A 2376-nucleotide genomic window follows, 5' to 3' on the forward strand; every position below is an offset into this window, starting at 1 on the left:
ATCCGGAGACCGTGCGGCGGCTGGATGCCGCGCTTGTGTGGCACGGTCTTTCTGCCGCGCGCGGCGACGCACTGCTCGCGGGCGCCGCCCTGGGCCTTGCCGGCGCGCTGCTGCAGCGCGTGCTGCGCAACCCCATCGCCGATCCCTCCACCCTCGGCATCGCCTCCGGCGCGCAGCTCGCTTTGGTGCTGGCCCTCGCCTTCGCGCCGGGCCTGCTCGCATTCTCGCGCGAGGCGGTGGCCTCGGCCGGCGGCGCGGGCGCGGTGGCGCTGGTGGTGGCGCTCTCCTGGCGGCGCGGGCTCGATCCCGTCACCGTGGTGGTGGCGGGCATGACGGTGGCGCTGATGGCGGCGGCGGCGAGCGCCGCGGTGGTGCTGGCGCGCGGCGAATACGTGCTCTCGGTCTTTATCTGGGGCGCCGGTTCGCTGCACCAGCAGAACTGGAACGGCGCGATCGTCATCGGCACGCGGCTCGCGCTGGGCGCGGTCGCCGCCGCGCTGCTGCTGCGTCCGCTGGCGATCATGGCGCTGGACGATGCCGGCGCGCGCAGCCTCGGGCTGGCGCTCACGGCGCTGCGGGTCCTCGTGATCGCGCTGGCGGTGTGGCTCGCGGCGAGCGTGATCGCCGAGGTGGGCATCATCGGCTTCGTGGGCCTGGCCGCGCCCGCCTTCGCGCGCATCTCCGGCGCGCGCACGCCAAGCGAGATCGTGTGGCGCGCGCCGCTGATCGGCGCCCTGCTGCTCAGCCTTGCGGACGGCATCGTCCTTGCCACCGCCACCGGGCACGGCGATCTCATCCCCACCGGCGCCATGGTCGGCCTCATCGGCGGACCGCTGCTGCTCTGGCTGCTGCCGCAGGTGCGCCCGACAGTGCCGCCCGCGCCGCGCGCGGCGAGCGGCGCTTCGTGATCCGCGAGAATGCGGATGTCTCCTTCCTCGGCCCGGACCAGCGCCGGCTGATGTGGCACTTCAAGGTGCAGCCGGACACGGCGCCCACCATCGCCTTCGCCAAGGATCCGCAGGTGGGCCTACGCAACACCACCGTGCTGTCCTACCGGATGGAGGACGATTACGGGATCAAGGAGGCCGACGCCATCCTCGTGCCGGCGCCGCCCGAGCCGTCCTTTTTCCCGCGCCCCGGCGCGAGCGCGGCCAAGGCGCCGCCGAAGCCGCTGATCCCGGCGCCCGAGGTGAAGCTCACCCTGCCCCGCCGCGGGGCGCTCCGGCGCCGCCCAGACCACCAAGGATCTCGTCGCCCACCCCTGGGCCGGCGCCACCGTCGCCATCACGCTCAAGGCCAAGGACGAGGCGGGCCAGGAGAGCGTCAGCGAGACCAAGACGTTCCGCCTGCCGCAGCGGACCTTCACCAAGCCGCTCGCCAAGGCGCTGGTGGACGAGCGCCGCCGTCTCGCGCTCGACCCCTCGAACCGCCGCCGGCTGGTGACCGTGCTCACCGCGCTGACCGACGAGCCGCAGAAGTTCAAGCCCGACATGAGCGAGTATCTCGGCCTGCGCACCGGCCTCGCCATGGCCCGCGGCGCCCGCAACGACGAGGACCTGCGCGCGCTGGTCGACTATCTCTGGGACATGGCCGTGCGCATCGAGGATGGCACCCTCACCGACGCCGAGCGGGCGCTCAAGGCGGCCCAGGAGGCGCTGCGCGAGGCGCTGGAGCGCGGCGCCAGCGACGAGGAGATCCGCAAGCTGACCCAGGACCTGCGCGCCGCCATGGAGCGCATGATGCGCCAGATGGCCGAGCAGGCCATGCGCGACCGCGGCGCCAACGACCGCCCGCTGGACCAGAACACGCGCATCATGCGGCCCCAGGACCTGCAGAAGATGCTGGACCGGATCGAGGACCTCGCCCGCTCCGGCAACAAGGACGCGGCGCGAGAGCTGCTCGACCAGCTCCAGGCGATGATGGAGAACATGCGCCCGAGCAACCGCCAGGCCGGGCAGCAGGGCCAGCAGCAGCAGCAGAGCGAGCTGGGGGCCATGATCCAGGAACAGCAGCGCCTGCGCGACCGGACCTTCCGCCAGGGGCAGCAGCAAGGCCAACAGGGACAGCGCGGGCAACGCGGCCAGCAGGGGCAACAGGGCCAGCAAGGGCAGCAGGGCGAAGGCGGCGAGGGCCAGGACGGCTTCGACCAGCTCCAGCAGGGCCAGCAGGACCTCAGGCGGCGCCTCGGCCGCATGCTCGACCAGATGCGCCGCATGCAGCCCGGCCAGCAGGGTCAGGGTCAGGGCCAGCAGGGCGAAGGCGGTCAGGGACAGGACGACATGGCGCGCGCGGGCGACCAGCTCGGCCGCGCCGAACAGGCCATGCGCGAGGCCGAGGAGGCGCTCGGCCGCGGCGACGGCCAGGGCGCGCTCGACG

At 73.5% G+C, this 2376-nt stretch carries 1 protein-coding gene and 2 pseudogenes; all 3 read left to right on the forward strand.

Going from position 1 to position 2376, the window contains the following annotated elements; translation table 11 throughout:
- The coding region (locus tag AC2W7M_RS23885; RefSeq protein ID WP_486135459.1) for an iron chelate uptake ABC transporter family permease subunit at positions 1-908 on the forward strand (908 nt) is incomplete at its 5' end.
- Positions 842-1147, forward strand: a pseudogene (locus AC2W7M_RS23890) (DUF4175 family protein); the annotation flags it as partial. The gene AC2W7M_RS23885 and the pseudogene AC2W7M_RS23890, both read left to right, overlap by 67 nt.
- 121 nt (positions 1148-1268) lie before the next feature.
- Positions 1269-2376, forward strand: a pseudogene (locus tag AC2W7M_RS23895) (DUF4175 family protein); the annotation flags it as partial.

The sequence above is a fragment of the Xanthobacter sp. BG11Y11_SDJG genome (assembly GCF_057364445.1).